Source organism: Chitinophaga sp. YR573 (assembly GCF_900110995.1).
In the GTDB taxonomy this organism is placed as follows: domain Bacteria; phylum Bacteroidota; class Bacteroidia; order Chitinophagales; family Chitinophagaceae; genus Chitinophaga.
On record NZ_FOJF01000001.1, the window covers coordinates 4,071,276 to 4,092,650 of the forward strand.

The window sequence follows — 21,375 nt, forward strand, 5'->3', positions numbered from 1 at the left end:
ATGGAGAGATATTGCCTGGCTTTAGATCTGAAAAATGATCCTGTTTTAATTGCGGAATATGAAGCATACCACCGCGAAATATGGCCTGAAATAAGAAAGAGTATCACAGACAGTGGTATCATCAATATGGAGATATATCGTATCATGAATAGATTATTTATGATCATGGAAGTGAACGGTAGCTTTTCCGGAGAAAAAAAGGATGCGGCTGATGCTGCTAATCCAAAGGTCCAGGAATGGGAAACCCTGATGTGGAAGTATCAGCAGGCGTTACCGGTTGCCAAACCCGGTGAGAAATGGGTAAAGATGGACAAGATCTTTTCCCTGTAGTACGATTTAACGTTATGAAATAATGATAATAGACGCGCACCAGCATTTTTGGAATTATAATCCTGTAAAGGACGCCTGGATCACTGACGATATGAAAGTGATCCAGGACGATTTCCTGCCACATCATCTGCTTCCCGTTCTGACAGAGAATAATGTAGATGGTTGTGTGGCAGTACAGGCAGATCAGTCGGAAGATGAAACTGCATTCCTGCTGGAGCTGGCATCAAAACATGATTTTATAAAAGGAGTAGTGGGATGGACAAACCTGTGTGCAGATAATCTCCCCGAACGGCTCGCATATTACAATCAATTCAGCCAGTTAAAAGGATTCAGACATATCGTACAGGGAGAACCCGATCCGGCATTCCTGTTACGTGAAGATTTTTGTCGTGGCGTACATGCCCTGTCAAAATATCATTTTACGTATGATATCCTGGTCTATCCTAAACAACTACCTGCTGTGGCGGCTTTTGTAAAGAAATTCCCGCAACAGCGCCTGGTGATAGATCATATGGCAAAACCTGATTTTAAATCAGGTGATATACAGGAATGGGAAAAGCATATGCGTGCAATTGCAAAAGAACCGCATGTATACTGTAAATTAAGCGGACTGGTAACTGAGGCCGACTGGCAACACTGGCAGCCCGCGCATTTTGCGCCTTTCCTGGACATTGCACTGGATGCTTTTGGCGCTGACAGGTTACTGTTTGGGTCCGACTGGCCCGTGTGTAAACTGGCTGGTTCTTATGCACAGGTGAAACAACTGATTACAGATTATATCAGCCGTTTATCGGTTACGGAACAGGCTAATATCATGGGCGTTAATGCAGTGAGGTTCTACAATCTTTAAAACAAATTAAACCATTCACATGGATCTGGGATTAAAGGATAAAGTATTTATAGTTACAGGTGGTGCTAAAGGAATAGGAGAAGCTATATCCAAAGTAGTAGGAGCAGAAGGTGGCATCGTAGTTGTTGCCGGAAGAAGCGCAGAAGATAATGACAAAGCAGTAGCAGCTATCATTGCTGCTGGCGGAAAGGCTGCTGGTGTAACAGCAGAACTGGGAGAAGTGGCAGACTGTAAAAAAGTGATCGACTTTACCATAAAACAATATGGCCGTATTGATGGCCTGGTGAATAATGCAGGTGTAAACGATGGCTGTGGTCTGGAAAGTGGCAGTCCTGAAAAGTTCATGGCTTCATTACAGAAGAACTTATCGCATTATTATAACCTGGCGCATTATGCCTTGCCGCATCTGAAAGCCACGAAAGGTACTATCCTTAACATCGGTTCTAAAGTAGCGGATACAGGACAGGGCAACACTTCCGGTTATGCAGCTTCCAAAGGTGGCATCAACGCATTGACCCGCGAGTGGGCAGTTGAGCTGTTACCTTACGGCATCCGGGTAAACACGGTAATTCCTGCGGAAGTATGGACGCCACTGTATGAAACATGGATCAGTTCTCTGCCAAATCCGGAAGAAAAGCTGGCATCTATTGTATCAAAGATTCCGTTGGAAAAACGTATGACAACTTCCACTGAAATCGCCAACATGACAGCGGTATTATTATCAAATGTATCTTCTCATACTACAGGTCAGATTGTGTATGTAGATGGAGGATATACGCACCTGGACAGATCAATTAGCTAGCTTATATCAGATGGCAGGCCTGCGGGTCTGCCTATATTTTTATCACATAAATTTCCTATCATGGCAGGAGCTGCAATTCCAAATTCCACCGTTAAAGCAAACATTGATACAAATAAAAGTTATCTCTTTCCACTCATCCTGGTTACAAGTCTGTTCTTTCTCTGGGGCCTTGCTTATGGCCTGCTTGATGTGTTGAATAAACATTTTCAGGAAGTACTGAACGTTACCAAATCCCGTTCTACCTTATTGCAGTTATCTTATTTTGGCGCGTACTTTTTAATGGCATTACCTGCAGGTCTTTTCATGAACAGGTACGGTTACAAACGAGGTATTATCCTGGGTTTACTGCTGTATGCAATAGGCGCTTTCTTATTTTATCCTGCTGCCAGTCATCTTAGTTTTGAAGGGTTTTTGTTAGCTCTTTTTATTTTGGCCTGTGGCCTGGCTTGCCTGGAAACAGCGGCCAACCCTTATGTGACCGTATTGGGTAGCAGGGAAACATCAGAACAACGTTTAAACCTTTCACAGTGTTTCAACGGACTGGGTTCTTTCCTGGGGCCTATTATAGGCGGTATGCTGTTTTTTGAAGATAAGGCTAACCCGGCCAGTGTGAAAGATCTTTCTTCTGTACAACTTACTTATATTATCATCGGCATCCTGGTATTGGTGATTGCCCTCTTTTTTTACCGTACGCCTTTACCTGAGATCAAGGAAGAGGAACAAACAGGGAATGAAAGTCTGGCAGCTACCAAACCTTTATTTGAGCATTCTCATTTTGTATGGGGTGTCATTACTCAGTTCTTTTATGTGGCAGCACAGGTAGGAGTAGGGGCATTGTTCCTGAACTACGCTACAGAATACTGGGAGGGTACCAGCAGTAAGGAAGCATCTTTTTTACTCTCTATCGGTATGGCATTATTCCTGGCTGGCCGTTTTATTGGTACTGCCATTATGAGAAAGGTAGCTGCCAATAAATTACTGATGCTGTATGCCACTATCAATGTAGTGTTGTGTGCTGTGGTAATGGCAGGTAGCGGTGCATTATCAGTATATGCCCTGATCGCTATTTTCTTCTTTATGTCTATTATGTTCCCTACCATCTTTGCCCTGGGGGTAAAAGATCTGGGTATTCATACCAAACAAGGTGCTTCTTTTCAGATCATGTCTATTGTAGGAGGAGCGATTGTTCCTTTTGTAATGGGATTGGTAGCAGATAAGCAGTCTACTGCTTTGGCTTATGGAGTGCCACTGCTTTGCTTTTTAGTAGTATTCTACTATGGCGGATGGGGTTATAAAAGGAAATAAACTATTATCATATATAGAAAGGGCGTGATGTTATTTTAAAGGACATCACGCCCTTTCTGCTTATTTTTGATCCTATGAAATGGTGCCTGTTACTTATTAGCGTGTTGATAATGAGTGGAATAAAAGCTCAGCACTTAATTGTATCGCTGGAAAATACAGTGAAAGGGGAGCCTTTGTACCTGCGCAATACTAACTATCTGAACGCCGCAGGAGATACCTTCAATATCACATCATTTAAATACTATCTCAGCAATTTCTCCTTAACAGATTCATCCGGAAAAACAGTAAAACTTTCATCCGAATGTTTCCTCGTAAGTGAGGATAGTAGCGAGTCAAAGAATATCACCTTAAACATGCCTAAGGGTGAGTATAAGAGCATTTCTTTTATGATAGGGGTCGATAGCTTACTGAACTGCACAGGAGCACAAAGCGGCGCTTTAGACCCTGTATATGGGATGTTCTGGACCTGGAACAGTGGTTATATTATGGTAAAGCTGGAGGGCACGTCTCCTTCTTCCTATCTTCCCGGGCATATGATTGAATTCCATATAGGGGGCTACCGGGCGCCTCACATTACACAGCGTTGGGTAACTTTACCTTTATCAGGTATGATTACGGCGAGGCCACCTCGCCAATATCAGTCTTCTCCACAGGATTTTATTTCCATCATCCGTGTGAGTGCAGATATCTATACCTTGTTGAATGGCATTAGCTTCCATCAACTGGCAGGCTTTATGACACCAGGTTCAGCTGCTGATCACATCGCCGATAATTATCAACATATGTTCTCTGTAAAAAACTAAAATGGCCCGTAAAGCGGTATACCTGCTCTCTCTTTTCTGCCTGTGGTTATTCATCATAGGCAAAGCCGGCAAACCCGGCCCGGAGTACTATACCCTTAAATTGCCAGACAGCCTGCCTAAACCCGTCTACGACTTTTCAAAGAACCCTTTAACCAAAGAAGGCATAGCCCTTGGCAGATATCTCTTCTACGATCCTAAACTTTCTAAAGACAGCTCCGTTTCCTGTGGCTTCTGTCATCAGCAGTTTGCAGCCTTTGGCCACTTCGATCATGCCCTTAGTCATGGTATCATGGGCAGGGTTACCAGTCGCTCCGTACCCACACTCTTCAACCTGATATGGCAAAAGGACTTTATGTGGGATGGTGGGGTAAATCATTTAGAAGTACAACCGATATCACCCATCACAAATGAAGATGAAATGGGTATGGATTTAAAAGAACTGATCACCCGCTTACAAGGAAATAAGACCTATAAAAGGATGTTTAAAGATGCTTTCGGAACAGAAGAAGTTACCAGCCAGAGAATGCTGAAAGCATTATCCCAGTTCATGGCTACTATGATCTCCTTTGAATCCAGATATGATAGTGTGAAGAGACATGAACCAGGTGTAACATTCACCGCAGAAGAACAGGGCGGATACAAAACTTTTCAGCAAAAATGCGCAGCCTGCCATAAAGAACCTTTCTTCACAGACTTCAGCATGCGTAATAATGGTTTGCCATATCTGCCTTCTATGAATGACATTGGCAGAATGAAGATCACTAATAACACAGCAGACTATCTCAAGTTTAAAGTACCTTCTTTACGTAATGTACTGGTAAGCTCGCCCTATATGCATGACGGACGTTTCTTTGATATTTTCCAGGTATTTGCCATGTACGATCATGGGCAGGAGAAAGGGAATACAATAGATCTTTTGTTGAAAAATGGGATCCCTCTAAGTGAAAAGGAACAAAGACAATTGTACATGTTCCTTAACACTTTAACGGATAAAAAATTTATCAATAATAAAGATCTGAAAGAGATAATGATCGAAGATTAAAAAACTACAAGTGCCATTTATTGATTAATGCATTCACACTTTCCTTATAAGATTTCAGGTCAGCAATTGTCTGCTGAATAAAACTATTACTTTCCAGTTTCCCTGTTACTGCATCCATCTCCGCATTGTTCTCATACGTCATCTTACGGAAAGGATTCTGATAATCCTTCTCACGGGAGCGATAAATATTATCTGTAATCAGTTCCTGAGTAGCAACAGAAGATAACAGAGATTCTTTTAAATAAGCAGAAGTAAAATCTTTTTTTCCTTGTATAAACAAGAGAGAACCTATAGCATGTTGTAATTTATCAACCGGATATTGTTCTCCTATCTGCCGGTAGTTTTCATGCAACTGGTCCCAGCCATTAATTTTTCCACTACGGATATTATCTTTCAGTAATTGTAATGTAGATGCGCGCATCAGCTGTCCGCCTACATTGCACCATGGCCCGCGTTCCGCAGCATTGGCAATAGTTTGCAATGATTCAAAAGAAGCATCAGGATGTGTATGAAGATAACTGAAGATATTACGCACCGCATATAAATTAATCAGTTCCCGGAACAAAGGATAACTCCTGTGTACTTTGAGTAATTCTGTTTTACGGCTGCTGTTCTCTACCTTCTCAGCATATATTTTCAGATGACTTACTTCTTCAATATTATTCAGTAATAACTCACGTCCTTTCTGACGATAATCCAGCGTATCATCTTCCTTTGCATACCATGCTTTACCTACAGCTACTTCCATCAGTTCCATCGCATGAATCATCTCTTCCACACTATCCGGGGCCAGATAATCATACTCTATCAACTGTGTTTTATCCGTACGTTTATCACGGTCCATATGTTTCCAGGAATTACGGGCCAGTGCATACATGTTATGCAAAAACCAGTAGCCTGTCATAATCTTCAGACTATTATGCTGTTCATCATTCAGGACTAAACTAAACGGAAAAGGGATATCCATCTCCGACATATAATTGCCTTTGGCAATCAGTGTAAAACTGGCGAACCTTGAATTATGTTTTAAGCTCACACACAATCCTGGCCAGAATCCGCGCCCTGCAACAATCTCACCATCTGCTCCACGCGAATTATGATTAGACCCGATAGTTGCACCAGCTGCCATATTGCTCTGTCCCATGATTAACGCAGCACATAAAAAAGAGTTATTATGATGTTGCTCATGTGCCGGGAAGATCAGTGAATTCAAAACTTCACAGCAAGAGATCGTTGAATTATTCCCAAGATAAGAGTTGATCAGACGTGCACCATATTTCAGCTGTGAATGAGACGCCATAACAAAACGTACCGCCTTCACACCATAAAAGACACGGCATCCGTAACCCACTACACCATTCACTAACTCACACCCTTCGCCTATCTGTGTAGTCGCATCTGCAGAACTATTGATCGTTACATTCTTTATTTTATTCGCACCTTTCAGATAAGCGTCTGTGCCGATAGTAACATCTTTAATAATCTTCACGTTCTTGATCACACAGCGATCTCCCACCATGCCATAATATCCGCGCTTTTTATCAAACTGTTTTTCTGTAAATGCTTTAAACTTCGACTGAAGGCTCTCGTCATCCCTGTTACGCGTCCACAGCCAGGCATCGCCCGGCAGCATGCCATCAAAAGGCATTACACTACGTCCCCCATTTTCATTGCATAACTCCAGCCAGATCCGCACATTTTCCGGTTCACCTTCTTTCACAATACCATTCCCGAATTTAGCATGATCTGTAGTAGCCATTTCATTTACGTTACAGATCATCACTTCATTACCAATGATGTAATGAGAGAGGAAATGTACGTTGTGAACAACTACATTATCGCCGAAGTCGCAGGAAGAAATAGTGCTGTTATATAAGCCTACAGGCTGTCGCAGGTTATGGAATTCTAAATAATAAGGTTCCAGTTTACCGATACGTACCATCCCGAAAAAATGGCAGTGCTTTACTAGTTGAGGATTAAATGCATCAGCAACAAAGATATTATTCCAGTCGTCTGAAGTATTATCATTTCTTACCAGTGTCTCTATTTCCATCGCAGACAGCTGACGGTAAACAATCTCATTGCCCGACTGCTTATTACGCAGATAATATTCATCTTTCCCGTCAGGCAGGTAAGAGGCTGCTACAAAATTATAACCTAACTCTTTGAGCGGTTTTTTCTGTATCAGGTTCATTCGCTTTGGTGTTAAAAGGATGTAAAACTATTCTACTGTCACAGACTTTGCCAGGTTCCTTGGTTTATCTACGTCAAAACCTTTCAGTACGCCTATATGATAAGCCAGCAGCTGCAGCGGAATAACAGAGAGGATAGGTGCTACCAGTTCATCTGCTTCCGGTACCATGATGATATCATCGGCCATACCCGGAATTACCTGGTCGCCTTCTGTAACAACGGCTATTACCTTGCCTTTACGGGCCTTGATTTCCTGGATGTTGGAGACTACCTTTTCATAGTAGCTGTCGCGGGTAGCCACAAATACTACAGGCAGGTTCTCATCCACCAGGGCAATAGGACCATGTTTCATTTCAGCGGCGGGGTAGCCTTCTGCGTGTATGTAGGAGATTTCTTTCAGTTTCAGGGCACCTTCCAATGCTACCGGGAAGTTATAACCACGTCCAAGGTAGAGGAAGTCGCGGGCATCTTTATATTTAGCCGCTATCTCTTTGATCCTGTCATTGAGTTTAAGGACAGCAGCTACTTTCTCAGGAATATGGTCCAGTTCATCTAAAAGATGCTGGAAACGTTGCTGGGTGATACTGCCTTTTACGATGGCCACTTTAAGACCGATCAGGCAAAGTACTGCCAGCTGTGCGGTAAATGCTTTGGTACTGGCAACGCCAATCTCCGGACCAGCATGCGTATACGCACCGGCGTCAGACAAACGTGCAATAGAAGAACCCACCACATTACAAACACCTAAGATGATAGCGCCCTTTTCTTTCGCACTTTCTATCGCCACTAATGTATCCGCAGTTTCTCCGGATTGTGATACGGCAATGATCACATCACCAGGCCCTACTACCGGGTTGCGGTAGCGGAACTCAGAAGCGTATTCCACTTCTACAGGGATGCGGCATAGTTCTTCAATCATATACTCTGCAACAAGACCAGCATGCCAGGAAGTACCGCAGGCCACGATAATAATACGTTTGGCCTTACTGAGCATTTCTGCATGCTCCCGGATACCACCAATGGTAAGTGTACCATTTTTAGCATCCAGCCTGCCACGTAAGCTGTCGAAGATGGTTTGCGGCTGCTCAAAAATCTCTTTGAGCATAAAGTGATCATATCCACCTTTCTCAATTGCTGCCAGTTCAATGTCCAGCTTTTGTATATAAGGTGTTTGTCTCTCGTTGGAGATATTCTTCAGTATCAGTTCATCTGCCTTGATAATCGCTATCTCATAATCATTCACATACACCACTTCTTTGGTGTATTCCACGATAGGGGACGCATCTGATGCGAGGAAGTGTTCTCCCTTGCCTACGCCTATTACCAGCGGGCTGCCTTTACGGGCAGCAATCAGTGTATCCGGGTTATCTTCATCTACAATAACGATTACGTAAGCGCCTACTACTCTTTTTAAAGCAATGCGCAACGCCTCTTCCAGGGTACAGTGATTACTTTTCTGAATCTCTTCAATGAAGTGAGTCAGTACTTCTGTATCGGTATCACTTTTGAAAATATGCCCCTGATTCAGCAATTCCTGTTTCAGTTGTGCATAGTTTTCTATAATCCCGTTATGGATCATAGCCAGTTTACCATTGCCGGAAACGTGTGGGTGAGAGTTACGGTCACTTGGTTCTCCGTGGGTAGCCCAGCGGGTATGACCGATAGCAATATGACTGCGCATATCCTTACCACTTACGTGGTTTTCCAGTTCAGCCACCTTGCCTTTTTTCTTGTATACCTGCAGGCCGTTATTGATCAGGGCAACACCTGCACTGTCGTAACCTCGGTATTCTAATCGTTTTAATCCTTTAAGAACGATGGGGTAGGCTTCTCTCTGGCCTATATAAGCGACTATTCCGCACATATATGTTTCTCAATTTTTTACATGGATCAGCGTGCAATATGGCTAAAATATGTGAATTCTGTACAAACAATAGGGAAAATAGTCTTATAATAACGAAATGAGAGTCATGTGATTAACGTCATTTACCTGGCAAATTATAAAAATCGTAATTTGTCGAAGTATTGAACCAGCGAATCCTATGAGGCATTATATCATCTTATTGTTGTCATGTTGTTTGGCCTGTGAGCAGCCAGTTCCGGTAAAGGAGCCTGTCCCGCTGACGGATGACAGTACCTTTCTTACCGGTACTTTTTTCCTGGTACGCCATGCAGAACAATTACCCGGTTATGATTCCTCTTTAACAGAAACAGGGTTCCGCCGTGCAGGAGATTTATACCGCTTCCTGAAAGATTCGGCTATACAGAAGATCTATATCACTCCCTTTTTACGCAGTCTTCAAACAGCAGATTCCCTGCGGGCATATAAGAATGTGGATACAGCCTCTTATAACCCTGATTCTACCGGGGAAGGACTGATTTATGAGATTACCCGTCATGACGACTGGGGCAAGCGTCTGCTCATCATAGGGCAGGGCAACACAGTAGCCTCCGTGATGCGATCCTTAAAGGCAAAGCCTCCGGCAGACACTGTCAGTTATTCAGATATGTTTTTAATAAGGAAATACAGGGATAGCGTGAAGAGCAGGAAAATCAGCTACAGCAGTATCCCTTCCATCAAAGCAAAAGCCACGGAGAAGTAAATCAGGAGCCCTGTTACATCCACCAGTGTAGCCACAAAAGGAGCCGAAGACGTGGCGGGGTCAGCCCCCAGACGTTTCAGGATCAATGGCAGCATAGAGCCCGAAAGGGTACCCCATAATACCACTCCGATAAGTGACAGTCCTACGGTAATGCCTATCAGAACAGAATGGGCACCATAGGTATGAAAGAAGGAGTTCCAGAGAAGGATACGGATAAAGCCTATCAGTCCCAGTACACTACCCAGCATCAATCCGGAAAGGATTTCCCTGCGCATGACACGCCACCAGTCTTCAATGGTGATTTCACCCAGGGCCATGGCCTGTATAATCAGGGTAGATGCCTGGGAACCGCTGTTACCACCACTGGAGATAATGAGTGGTACAAACAGGGCCAGCACTACAGCTTTGGCAATTTCATCCTCAAAGAAGCCCATGGCGGTGGCAGTAAGCATTTCTCCTATAAAGAGAATTACCAGCCAGCCTATTCGTTTCTTCACCAGCTTCATGAGGGGAATATCGAGGTAAGGTTCATCCAGCGCTTCGGTACCACCTATCTTCTGGATATCCTCTGTATGTTCTTCATTGGCAATCCACAACATGTCATCGATGGTCACAATACCCAGCAGAATGCCTTCATCGTCTACAACCGGCAGGGCCACACGGTTTTCCATACGGAATACCTGGATGGCTTCTTCCTGTTCATCGTTCACATGCAGGGCTACAAAGCGGTCATCCATCAGCGTATGCACAACGGTGTTGGTCGCCACCAGCAGGAATTCCCTGATACGGAAGTCATCTATCAGCTTGCCTTTTTCATCTACGACATAGATCACGTCTATGGTTTCACTGTCCTTCCCATATTCACGGATATAATCAAGCACCTGCTTTACCGTCCATTCTTCCCGGACAGCGATATAGTCCGGGTTCATGATACGGCCTACGCTGGTTTCATGATATCCCAGCAGGCTGAGGGTAATTTTCCGCTCTTCAGGGTCCAGTAGTTTGATCAGCTCTTTCACCACGTCACTATGCAGCTCTCCGAGGAAAGCTGTACGGTCATCCGCAGGCAGTTCATTCAGCAGTTCAGCTACTTTCGCTGCCGGCAGCTCATGAATCACATCTTCCTGTGCATGGAACTCCAGTATCCTGAAGGCCGCAGCAGCACGCCCCAGGGAGAGATTGTTGATGATAATACCAGCCTGCTCCGGTAACTCATGAATGAGTTCGGCCACATCTGTAATGAGCTGATCGTCCAGGTAAACCTTTAATTCCTGGTAGTTATGCTCATTGACCAGCGTTTCGAATTTTTCCAGTAAAGCTTCATTTTCCATATTCCAAAAGGCTGTCAGTGAGCGAAATTAAACAAAGTTGAGGTGCTACATTACAATATCTCTGCCACATGTTTGCGTATGTTGGCTGAAATGGTGTCTGTAGGCAGGTCATTGGCATCAAAACCAAAAGGGTCCTCGATTTCTTCTGCAATCAGCTCAAGACTGGCCAATACATAAAAAACGAATACTACTACGGGTATGATCAGGTAACCAACAGTGAACACATAACCAAGGGGCAGGGTCATCACATAAAAGAAAATAAATTTCTTAATGAAAACGCTGTACGAAAATGGGATAGGGGTGTTCCTGATGCGTTCACAGGCGCCACATATATCGGTAAAGGCTTGTAATTCATGGTTGATGGAGAGCAGTTGTTCTCCGGAGATCTGTTGCTGGCGGTACAGTTCGTGTATATGTGCCAGTATATGTGCCGCAATCTGGTTAGGGACATGTTTGGTCGTATCTGCCGTAAAACCGGTAACCGTTTCCAGTTCACCACCAATAAAGTTCATACGCAGATGGTTCTTAAGGGCAAATGCATAATTAGGGATCATTATCCTGAAGTATTCCCTGGAAGCAGTATTGGTAAGAGGTAGTATGGCGCTTAACTTGATGGCCAGGTTACGGCTGTTGTTCACAAGGGAGCCCCAGTGTTTGCGTCCTTCCCACCAGCGGTCATAGGCCGTATTGGTACGGAATACGAGCAGCGTTGATATAACAAAACCCAGCAGAGTGTGTACTATCACGATGTTTTTCAGTTCACTATCGGCCTTCAGCTTAAAGAAATCCATCTCTATATACGCCACAGCAGCGGAATAGATAGAGAGGCCGATGAACATAGGAGATAGCTTGCGCACGGTATCTCCTTTATGAAACCGGAAGATGAAAGTAAACCAGGCTTTTGGGTTATAATCGATCATGTTTCGTAATTACATTTCCGCAAACCTAAAATTTTTATGTCTGATTTTGATAACTTCCTGCTTTACCTTTATTTTACGCTTTGTATTATAAAATTATGATCAAACCATATTTATACGTAGATCACACAAAAGGCAAGGGCCGGGGGGTATTCACAAAAGAAAACATTCCTGCAGGTACCCGCATAGAAACCTCACCTGTACTGGTTTTATCTTATGATGATACACAAACGGTGGATACAACCAAGTTGCATAACTATATCTTCCTCTGGGGAGCACGTGAAACGCGTTCCTGTATCGCACTCGGTTTTTGTTCCATCTACAACCATGCTTACGAGCCCAATTGTGAGTACGAAATGGACTTTGATGAAGAAACCATGAGTATCATCACCCGTAAAGAAATTAAAAAGGGAGAGGAACTCAGCATCAACTACAACGGAGACGTCACAGACACATCCCCCGTTTGGTTCGACGTCCGTAAAAAATAAACCAAAAATTAAAGGAATTGAGAAATTCCTTATTATTGTATTAAATTATGTAAGTGCTTATATAATTTAATACCCTGCGTTATGAGTTTTTATTCCTCCCTGGGATACCTGGTATTTGGCAGCCGGTTAAGGCGGTTAAGTGAATACTTCCTGATGGAAGTAAATAAAGTCTATGAACAGTCGGGCATTGCCTTTGATGCCAGCTGGTTCCCTGTATTCTATATCCTCTCCAAACAACAGAATATCCCTTTAACTGATATAGCCGAACAACTGGAAGTATCACATTCAGCAGTCAGTCAGCTGGTAACCGGCCTTAAAAAGAAAGGACTGGTAGAAACGGCTCCCTGTCCCGATGATGGGCGCCGGCAACTGGTGATGCTTACAGACAAAGGGGAGTCGTTATTGCAGGAAGTACAGCCTGTATGGGAGGCTATCACCCTGGCCATGACAGACCTTACAGAATCACAACGTCAGAGTAAACTGCTGCTGGAAGCTATTACACAGGTGGAGAAAGCTGTTCAGCAGGAGCCTTTGTCCATACGTATTCTTTCTTCAATGAAAAACTGATTGTATAATGATACACCAATTCAATTACGGCATTGATCAGCTCACAGTAGCCAAAGCGCTTGATATTGCCGCCGGCTGCTTACGTGGGGTCATCATCCCCGAAGTGGCAGCACGTATTGCTGCCAGTCGTGCCTATGTACAGGAGATCGTCGCTAAGCACAGCACAGTATATGGTATCAATACCGGCTTTGGCCCTTTGTGTGATACCAAGATCTCCGAAGAAGATACCCGCACCCTGCAATACAATATCCTGCAAAGCCACAGCGTAGGCGTGGGCAATCCTATTCCGGTAACGGTAGCCCGTGTAATGCTGATCACTAAAGTGCATGCACTGGCGCAGGGGTATTCAGGTGTGGCCCCTGCTACACTGGACCGTATCATCTGGCATATAGAACATAACGTTACACCGGTAGTGCCGGAGAAAGGCTCTGTGGGGGCATCCGGCGACCTGGCGCCTTTATCACACCTGTTCCTGCCATTGATAGGGTTAGGGGAAGTATGGTACAAAGGACAACGTGTACATGCCTCTGCCATGATGCAGGCGGAAGGTCTTGATCCGATTATACTTGGCCCTAAGGAAGGACTGGCACTCATTAACGGTACGCAGTTTATCCTCTCCTTTGCGGTAACAGCATTACAACGTTTTCATAACCTGCTGGAAGCCGCAGATATTATAGGTGCTTTATCTCTGGAAGGGTTAATGGGTACTGCCCGGCCTTTCGATCCGCGCTTACATGCTATCCGTCCTTATCCTGGTAGTCAGCTGGTAGCTCACCGCCTGAAAATGATGCTGGAGAATTCCGGTATCATGGCGGCACATGTTGACTGTGATCGTGTACAGGACCCTTACTCTTTACGCTGTATGCCGCAGGTGCATGGGGCTTCCCGTACGGCCTGGTTACACCTGCTTGATCTCACTACCATAGAACTGAATTCCGTTACCGACAATCCTATTATCTTCAGCGCTGAGGATACTATCAGTGGCGGTAACTTCCACGGACAGCCGCTGGCTATTCCGCTGGATTACGCTACTGTAGCTGCGGCAGAACTGGGTAATATCTCAGACAGACGTTGTTATATGATGATTGAAGGGCGTTATGGCCTGCCAAAGCTGCTTATAGAAAACGCAGGGCTCAACTCTGGTTTCATGATTCCGCAGTATACCACAGCAGCATTGGTGACCGAAAATAAAACCCTGTGTTTCCCTGCCAGTGCAGACAGCGTACCTACTTCCCTGGGTCAGGAAGACCATGTTTCCATGGGTTCTATCAGCGGACGTAAACTACACCAGGTGATAGACAACCTGGAATATATTCTTGCAATAGAACTGCTGTATGCTGCACAGGCTGTGGATTTCCGTCGTCCGCTTACATCCGGTCCGGTACTGGAAACAGTACATAGCTTTGTACGCGAAACCGTTTCCTTTGCTACAAAAGACAGGATCTTTGCGTACGATATTCAACACCTGCATACACTCATCACCAATCAGTCTTTAGTTAATGTAGCCAATAAAGCGGCTGCCGACAATCAATTATCACTAAACGGTATTTATCATGACCAGTTCGGACTTTATTAAAACATATGCGGCACACCCGCATTACAAAGCACCCCGTGGCCCGCAATTACATGCCCGCTCATGGCAAACGGAAGCTCCCCTGCGTATGCTCCTGAATAACCTGGATGATGAAGTGGCAGAGAACCCGGATGAATTAGTTGTATATGGTGGTATTGGCCAGGCAGCCCGCAATAAAGAAGCGTTACAAAAGATCATAGAAATACTGCTGGAACTGGATGAAGATCATTCCTTACTGGTACAGTCGGGTAAGCCGGTAGGTGTTGTCCGTACACATCCGCAGGCACCGCGTGTAATGCTGGCTAATAGTAACCTTGTGCCTAAATGGGCTACCTGGGAACACTTCAACGAGTTACGTGCAAAGGGGCTCATGATGTACGGACAGATGACAGCAGGCAGCTGGATTTACATTGGTACACAAGGCATCTTACAGGGAACTTACGAAACCTTTGTGGAATGCGGTAATCAGCACTTCGGTGGAAGCCTTAGCGGTCGTTTGTTAGTCACTGCCGGTATAGGCGGCATGGGTGGCGCACAGCCATTAGCGGCTACCATGGCAGGCGCTGTGTTCCTCGGTGCAGATGTTGATGAAACCCGTATTCAGAAAAGATTAGCTACCCGTTATATAGATCGTATGACACATTCCTATGAGGAAGCGATCGCCTGGGCAATGGACGCCAAAGCTAAAGGACAGGCACTTTCCATAGGATTAGTAAGTGATGCAGGAGATTTATTAAAAAGATTACTGGAAGATAATATCATCCCTGATATACTAACAGACCAGACATCTGCACATGATCCTCTCAACGGATATATCCCTAACGGACTATCCTTACAGGAAGCAGCTGTACTCCGCAAATCAGATGCAGAAGCTTACAAACAGTTATCATTAAAAAGCATGGCCCGTCATGTAGGTTATATGCTGGCATTACAACTGAAAGGAGCCATTACATTTGATTATGGTAATAACCTGCGGGAGTTCGCTAAACAAGGGGGAGAAGCAAATGCTTTCAATTTCCCCGGGTTTACTCCGGCTTATATCCGTCCTTTATTCTGCGAAGGGAAAGGCCCGTTCCGTTGGGTAGCCCTCTCCGGAGATCCTCAGGATATCTATACTACAGATCAGGCGTTAATAGACGCTTTCCCGGAGAATAAACCACTTATTAACTGGTTACGGAAAGCACAGGAACAGGTAGCCTTCCAGGGTCTTCCAGCACGTATCTGCTGGCTGGGTATGGGTGAACGTGAAAAAGCAGGACTGATCTTTAATGAACTCGTTAGAACGGGCAAAGTAAAAGCGCCTATCGTTATCGGTCGTGATCATTTAGACTGTGGCTCTGTAGCTTCTCCCAATCGTGAAACAGAAGCGATGAAGGATGGTTCTGATGCCGTATCCGACTGGACTTTACTCAACCTCATGGCCAATACCGGTGGCGGTGCCACCTGGGTCTCTTTTCACCATGGTGGTGGAGTAGGGATGGGATATTCCCAGCATGCAGGAATGGTAGTACTGGCAGATGGTACCGACCGTGCAGCAGCTTGTTTACAAAGAGTATTATACAATGATCCTGCTTTAGGTATTTTCCGTCATGCAGATGCAGGATATGAGAAAGCTCAGGATATAGCAAAGCAATTTAACTTAGACCTTTAAATCTCTTAATTAAACTTATGAATCTGACCGGCCCTTTTTCCCAGATATTACCACTCTCAGGATTACCTGTAAAAGGGGCACTGCGTGATGAACAACTATCTGTAATCACTAATGGAGGTATAGTTACAGACAACGGTAAAATAATCGCTATTGCAGATTTCACTACCCTGCAACAACAATATCCGCAAAGTAATATTACACATATCAACACCCCGGCTGTATTACTGCCGGGGTTCATAGACTGTCACACACATATCTGTTTTGATGGTACCCGCAGTCGTGATTACGCAATGCGTATCGCCGGTAAAAGCTACTTAGAAATCGCCCGTGCAGGTGGTGGTATATGGGATTCTGTTACCAAAACGCGTACCGCTACTATAGATACTCTCACTAAAAATACTGTAGCAAGAGCTAACCGTCATTTACAGGAAGGCGTAACTACCATAGAAGTGAAAAGTGGTTACGGACTAAATTTAGAAGATGAGATAAAGATGTTACAGGCTATCAGACTGGCAGGATTACAAACGAAAGCTACATTGATACCTACCTGTCTGGCAGCACATATGCGTCCCAAAGATTTTGAAGGCACTGAAGAAACATATCTCAACTGGGTCATCAACGTCTTACTGCCAGAAGTAAAAGACCTTACGCAACGCATAGATATCTTCATAGAAGAAACGGCCTTTTCTGCTGCACAGGCCTTACCCTTTTTACAACAGGCAAAAGCATTGGGTTTTGCAGCTACTGTGCATGCTGATCAGTTCACTTGTGGTGGTGCGATCGTAGCGGTAGAAGCAGGTGCTGTATCTGCAGATCATCTGGAGGCCAGTGATATCAACTCTGTGGCAGGACTGGCAGCCGCAGACATTGTTGCTGTAGTATTACCAGGTGCTTCATTAGGCTTAGGCATGCATTATGCACCTGCCCGCAAGTTATTAGACGCAGGGGCATGTGTAGCTATTGCCAGCGACTGGAATCCAGGCTCTGCGCCTATGGGAGACCTGCTGTTGCAAGCCGCAGTAATGAGTGCTGCAGAAAAGTTATCTGCTGCAGAAGTATTTGCCGGGCTTACATACCGTGCTGCAAAAGCGCTGCAACTTACACATACCGGTCAGCTGGCAACAGGCTTTGACGCAGACATGCAGATGTATCCATGCGATGATTACAGGGATATCTTATACTACCAGGGGAAGATGAAACCATCAGGTGTGTGGAAGAATGGAGAACTATTATAGAGGGGTATCGTCACTCAAAAGTACGATACCCCTCTCTTTTATTTATTTACCGTAAAAAAACGTATCAGATAATGCCGGGGGGAAGTATCCTTATCCCATTTTATCTGGCTGTTATACCAAACCCGGGTCACGATATATGATTTATTATTCGGCTGGTTTATTTTACAAACAACCGTATCTGTAAAATCATTTCCGAATTGTATGAGCGTAGTAGGAGTACTACTATTCTTTTCCAATTGTGTGTTAGGATATAACTTCAGATAATTTAAACCGGTACTATCATCTTTCATTATCAGAAAACCCTTTGATGCATCCAGGTTTCCCTCCTTAACTTCTTTTTTTTCTCCGTTCTGAAGATAATAGACTTTTATATTATCAGCTGTATATAAAGCATTTGAAGGACCTAATATGGCATGTCCATCTTTATGGTATGAAATATTAGTAGCGACATCCCTCAGAATGCCGCCTTGTGACCCGGACTTAAAACAGGACATTAAAAAGACAGCTGATATTATTAAATAAAAGCAGTTCATCATTTATCAGTTGGGCCTGATGTTAGTGATCATCGCAGGTTTATAATTAAACGTATAACTCCCCGGATTAAAGGCATTGAAGCCATACCAGCCGTCATACTGTCCACTCCAGCCCCAGTTCATATGGAAATATAAATAAGTTGCAGTCTGGTCCCACCATAAACCTGAAATGTCGTCTACCGGGATATACGCAATACATTTATAATAGATTACCTCTGTCACTCCATCTGACACCCATGCATGACCGTCTGAGTATACATTAAAAAACAGGAATTTACTTATTGAACCACCTGATAAAATTACCGGGTGTCCACCAAATAATTCTGATTCAACAGTTGCATAGTTATATGTCGAATTATAAGAAGCAGATTTGTAATTAAAATTGTTAACCAGGGCCGATGCTGCGTTGGAGGTGGAGGCACTTGACCCGTCACAGGCATAATCCATATCAACAGCTTCTCCTATATCTTTCAATAAGTTGGAGGTTGTATTTGTACCATAAGTTAATGGCATGTTTGCCCAATCATATGAAGTAGGCCATGTATAATATCTCATTATTTGTCCTGTAGATGTAGCTACGCAACCAGAAGGGGGCATGCCATTGGAAGAGGCGGAACAATTGGCGTATGTAAGTGTATTGTTATATCCGTCCCATTGCCCCCATGTTGACGATAAAAAGGGACCAGCTACATTTGTAACCGATGTGGTTGCATTCAGCTTGGTGCATGCAACATGATATAACGAAACTCTTGCATCAGACAGATCCGCAGTAGATCTGACATTGTCCTTTGATAATTCACTATATAACCGGATCTCTTCCCAAGCATGTTTGGTCACTGAATCCTGACCTATGTTTTTAGTCCGGATGGTTTTAACAGTATCCGATAATTTTGCTAACCAACCGACTAAACCTGTAGGGTAATGGCCGTTTTCAATAATAGGGAAAGAATTTTTATCTGAATAGGCCACTATTGGCATCAGTCTGTCATCTCCGGATACAATAGCAAAACCGCTATCCTGATAGCTGATGATGTAGTAATCGGCATCGGCAGTATTGCCTGCAATACTTCTTGCATCTTTAATTTCTTTTGGGGCAATTCTTGCCAAAGCAATACCACTTCTTTGGGAGGGTAAGTCATTACCTTCGCGGACCTTAGTATATAGCGAATTTAATTTAGCTATATTCTTTGCCTGTTCTAACGTAACTTTGTGATTTTCAATTGGGCCAATGTCTATTTTTTCTATTCTTACTTTCTCATTCTTTTGGCAGCTGTAAAATAAAATAGAAAGCAGGCATAATGCACAGTAATAGTAGGAATATCTCATGGGTTATTAATTTAGGGTTCAATTCCAAGTTAAGCATTAATTGTATAATTAACGCTAATTCGTTCAGTTTTTTGTTCCAATTTAGCAAGATATTTTACACCTGTTTATAGATTATGATTACGACAAACTTTTACCGCCCACCGGTTGCATGGACGGGCCGGATAGACGGTACAGACGAAGAAACATTTCGCTGGCACCAGCATGTAATACCAGTGAATGTACTGGGAGGCGAAAAGTTCCCCGTCTTACAACCTGGCCAGAAAGGGTTCGTTTTTTTAGGCTTTGCATCCGACGAAGGGGTAAGGCGTAACAAAGGACGTACAGGTGCAGCTGCCGGACCGGCAGCATTAAGGAATGCCTGTTCTAACTTCCCTGTTCATTTTGATACTAAGGAGTTAGTACTGATAGATGGGGGAGATGTAGTGTGTTATGAGCAGGCATTAGAACCCGCACATGAACTATTATGCGGAGTTGTACTGGCTATAAAAAAGGCTGGTTATCTGCCTATATTATTAGGTGGTGGACATGAGATCACATATGGACATGCACAGGCATTATATGCACATCTGCATATCAACAAATCATCTGCAAAATTAGGCCTGCTAAACATAGATGCACATTTCGATTTAAGGATTCCCGGAGAGGAAGGAAGTACTTCTGGTACCGGTTTCTGGCAACTGGCAGAATACTGCAAAGAGCTGGAGCGCCCTTTTCATTATCTCGCATTAGGTATTCAGACAAACAGCAATACACAACAACTTTTCCGTATCGCCGGAGAGCTGGATGCACAGTACGTAGATGCTGATGCTTTCCACTTACAGGATCGTACTTTACTACAGGCAGCCATCTCTCAATTCATCAAAGAAGTAGATCAGATCTACCTCACCATAGACCTCGACGTTTTCGCAGCAGCATTTGCCCCTGGCGTTAGCGCTACTGCCTATAACGGTATAAGACCCGATGGCCTTTTTCTGGAATGTTACCGCACACTGTTACAAAGCGGAAAGCTCGCAGGACTCGATATTGCAGAACTGAATCCTGAATTTGATATAGATAACCGTACAGCGAAACTTGGAGCCGCGCTGTTATTCGAAGTTGTAAACTAGAGATATAAACCTCAGTTGAGCTATTACGTAGTTCCCGCAAATATTTATAAATATGCACAGGATATGAATCTGATAATTATATTTGTCTGATAAACTGTATAGCATGAAATTAATCCTCAAATCTGCTGCTGCACTTACAATCGCAGCATGCATGTCTGTCACTGCAGACGCACAAAAAGTTAAGTTAATTGAGGGCGATGTAGCAGCTCTCAAAGGACAAACAGAAATCAACACTGTATTTGAGTATGATCATGTAGCCGTTGGTAAATTTGCCGACGAACAGGATTATATCAACAAAAAGAAAGCAGAGTACAACAAGAAAGAACCAGGAAAAGGAGACACCTGGGAGAAAGCCTGGAAAGCAGATCGTAAAGAAAGGTTTGAACCACAATTTAATACACTGTTCACAGAGAACAGTGGTGATATTAAATCCGGTGAATTCCCTACAGCCAAGTATACCCTGATATTTAAAACCAAGTTTGTAGAACCAGGTTACAATATCATGATTTCCCGTAAAAATGCCTCTATTGATGGCGAAGCATGGATCATCGATTCAGCTACCAAAGCAGTAATTGCGAAACTGACTGTGGATGATTGTCCTGGCAGAACTTTTGGTGGTTATGATTATGATACAGGTGTTCGTATCAGAGAGTCTTACGCAACAGCCGGTAAAGGTCTGGGTAAGTTCATCAGAAAGAAAAACGACTAAATAAAAGAAAG

20 protein-coding genes are annotated in these 21,375 nt (G+C 43.8%); 14 read left to right on the top strand and 6 right to left on the bottom strand.

Annotation, left to right across the window (positions count from 1 at the left end; all coding sequences use genetic code 11):
- The 6 genes from BMW86_RS17145 to BMW86_RS17170 all read left to right on the top strand — a co-directional run bounded on the left by BMW86_RS17145 (position 1) and on the right by BMW86_RS17170 (position 5,132).
- Positions 1-330: an L-rhamnose mutarotase gene (locus BMW86_RS17145; protein WP_089782946.1), complete on the top strand. Its 330-nt coding sequence runs from the start codon at positions 1-3 to the stop codon at positions 328-330.
- Between the two features lie 22 nt (positions 331-352).
- A complete protein-coding gene (locus BMW86_RS17150) occupies positions 353-1,180 on the top strand; it encodes an amidohydrolase family protein (protein WP_089782947.1) in 828 nt (275 codons plus the stop codon).
- 19 nt (positions 1,181-1,199) lie between these two features.
- The gene (locus BMW86_RS17155) at positions 1,200-1,982 is read left to right on the top strand and encodes an L-fucose dehydrogenase (protein WP_089782948.1); all 783 of its coding nucleotides are present in this window, start codon (positions 1,200-1,202) and stop codon (positions 1,980-1,982) included.
- Between the two features lie 60 nt (positions 1,983-2,042).
- A complete protein-coding gene (gene fucP / locus BMW86_RS17160; RefSeq protein ID WP_089782949.1) occupies positions 2,043-3,287 on the top strand; it encodes an L-fucose:H+ symporter permease in 1,245 nt (414 codons plus the stop codon).
- Between the two features lie 110 nt (positions 3,288-3,397).
- Entirely contained in the window at positions 3,398-4,090 is a 693-nt protein-coding gene (locus BMW86_RS17165) for an MbnP family protein (RefSeq protein ID WP_089782950.1), read from the top strand.
- A gap of 1 nt (position 4,091) precedes the next feature.
- Entirely contained in the window at positions 4,092-5,132 is a 1,041-nt protein-coding gene (locus BMW86_RS17170; RefSeq protein ID WP_089782951.1) for a cytochrome-c peroxidase, read from the top strand.
- A gap of 4 nt (positions 5,133-5,136) precedes the next feature.
- Here BMW86_RS17170 and BMW86_RS17175 read toward each other — a convergent pair whose 3' ends face one another.
- Together BMW86_RS17175 and glmS are read right to left on the bottom strand one after the other, a co-directional pair.
- Positions 5,137-7,326, bottom strand: a complete 2,190-nt coding sequence (locus BMW86_RS17175) for a DUF4954 family protein (RefSeq protein ID WP_089782952.1) — start codon at positions 7,324-7,326, stop codon at positions 5,137-5,139.
- Positions 7,327-7,353: 27 nt separating this feature from the next.
- Positions 7,354-9,189, bottom strand: coding sequence for a glutamine--fructose-6-phosphate transaminase (isomerizing) (gene glmS / locus BMW86_RS17180; protein WP_089782953.1), 1,836 nt, complete (start codon positions 9,187-9,189; stop codon positions 7,354-7,356).
- Positions 9,190-9,367: 178 nt separating this feature from the next.
- Between glmS and BMW86_RS17185 the strand changes: the two genes are divergently transcribed.
- Entirely contained in the window at positions 9,368-9,928 is a 561-nt protein-coding gene (locus BMW86_RS17185) for a phosphoglycerate mutase family protein (RefSeq protein WP_089782954.1), read from the top strand.
- Here the strand turns inward: BMW86_RS17185 and mgtE are convergent.
- Together mgtE and BMW86_RS17195 are read right to left on the bottom strand one after the other, a co-directional pair.
- The gene (mgtE, locus tag BMW86_RS17190; RefSeq protein ID WP_089782955.1) at positions 9,883-11,259 is read right to left on the bottom strand and encodes a magnesium transporter; all 1,377 of its coding nucleotides are present in this window, start codon (positions 11,257-11,259) and stop codon (positions 9,883-9,885) included. The genes BMW86_RS17185 and mgtE overlap by 46 nt on opposite strands.
- A 50-nt stretch (positions 11,260-11,309) precedes the next feature.
- Complete coding sequence (locus BMW86_RS17195; protein ID WP_089782956.1) at positions 11,310-12,179, bottom strand: bestrophin family protein; 870 nt, start codon at positions 12,177-12,179, stop codon at positions 11,310-11,312.
- Between the two features lie 95 nt (positions 12,180-12,274).
- Here BMW86_RS17195 and BMW86_RS17200 point away from each other — a divergent pair, with 95 nt between their 5' ends.
- The 5 genes from BMW86_RS17200 (at position 12,275) to hutI (ending at position 17,690) form a co-directional block, all read left to right on the top strand.
- Entirely contained in the window at positions 12,275-12,664 is a 390-nt protein-coding gene (locus BMW86_RS17200) for an SET domain-containing protein (RefSeq protein WP_089782957.1), read from the top strand.
- Between the two features lie 81 nt (positions 12,665-12,745).
- Positions 12,746-13,231 carry a MarR family winged helix-turn-helix transcriptional regulator gene (locus tag BMW86_RS17205; protein ID WP_089782958.1) on the top strand — a complete coding sequence of 162 codons (486 nt, stop codon included), beginning with the start codon at positions 12,746-12,748 and terminating at the stop codon, positions 13,229-13,231.
- Between the two features lie 7 nt (positions 13,232-13,238).
- Positions 13,239-14,807, top strand: coding sequence for a histidine ammonia-lyase (gene hutH / locus BMW86_RS17210; protein ID WP_089782959.1), 1,569 nt, complete (start codon positions 13,239-13,241; stop codon positions 14,805-14,807).
- Positions 14,785-16,455: a urocanate hydratase gene (gene hutU / locus BMW86_RS17215; protein ID WP_089782960.1), complete on the top strand. Its 1,671-nt coding sequence runs from the start codon at positions 14,785-14,787 to the stop codon at positions 16,453-16,455. The genes hutH and hutU overlap by 23 nt, the downstream gene beginning before the upstream one ends.
- A gap of 17 nt (positions 16,456-16,472) precedes the next feature.
- A complete protein-coding gene (gene hutI / locus BMW86_RS17220; protein ID WP_089782961.1) occupies positions 16,473-17,690 on the top strand; it encodes an imidazolonepropionase in 1,218 nt (405 codons plus the stop codon).
- Positions 17,691-17,728: 38 nt separating this feature from the next.
- Here the strand turns inward: hutI and BMW86_RS17225 are convergent, their stop codons facing one another.
- Positions 17,729-18,184: a hypothetical protein gene (locus BMW86_RS17225; RefSeq protein WP_089782962.1), complete on the bottom strand. Its 456-nt coding sequence runs from the start codon at positions 18,182-18,184 to the stop codon at positions 17,729-17,731.
- 45 nt (positions 18,185-18,229) lie between these two features.
- Positions 18,230-19,549 (bottom strand): C10 family peptidase, encoded by a 1,320-nt coding sequence (locus BMW86_RS17230; protein WP_089782963.1) that lies wholly within the window; start codon positions 19,547-19,549, stop codon positions 18,230-18,232.
- A 113-nt stretch (positions 19,550-19,662) separates the two neighbouring features.
- On the opposite strand from BMW86_RS17230, the gene hutG reads away from it, so the two are divergent.
- Positions 19,663-20,655, top strand: coding sequence for a formimidoylglutamase (hutG, locus tag BMW86_RS17235; protein ID WP_089782964.1), 993 nt, complete (start codon positions 19,663-19,665; stop codon positions 20,653-20,655).
- A gap of 103 nt (positions 20,656-20,758) precedes the next feature.
- The gene (locus tag BMW86_RS17240; RefSeq protein WP_089782965.1) at positions 20,759-21,364 is read left to right on the top strand and encodes a hypothetical protein; all 606 of its coding nucleotides are present in this window, start codon (positions 20,759-20,761) and stop codon (positions 21,362-21,364) included.
- Positions 21,365-21,375: the final 11 nt, after the last annotated feature.